General features: G+C 73.9%; 1 protein-coding gene. It reads left to right on the top strand.

What is annotated here, in order from left to right; all coding sequences use genetic code 11:
- Nucleotides 1-230 (top strand): EamA family transporter (locus JGU66_36440; GenBank protein ID MBJ6766266.1); only part of this gene is annotated, 230 nt, incomplete at both ends.

Genomic DNA, 230 nt, shown 5'->3' with positions numbered 1-230 from the left:
GGCCGCCACGGCCAGCAATTTTCTCTGGACCCTGCCGCTGGTTGCGCTGCCGCTCCTCTGGACCGGGGCGCCCTTGCCCAGCCCGACGGGCTGGCTGCTGGCGCTGACCTCGGGGGCGGTGACCTCGGGCCTGGGCTATGCGCTCTGGTATGCGCTGCTGCCGCAACTGGGCGCCGCCCGTGCCGCGGTGGCGCAACTTGCGGTGCCGGTGATCGCGCTGATCGCCGGCG

Source organism: Myxococcaceae bacterium JPH2 (genome assembly GCA_016458225.1).
In the GTDB taxonomy this organism is placed as follows: Bacteria; Myxococcota; Myxococcia; order Myxococcales; family Myxococcaceae; genus Citreicoccus.
Note: the sequence above shows the minus strand (reverse complement) of the source record. Positions and strands in the feature narration are given on the sequence as shown.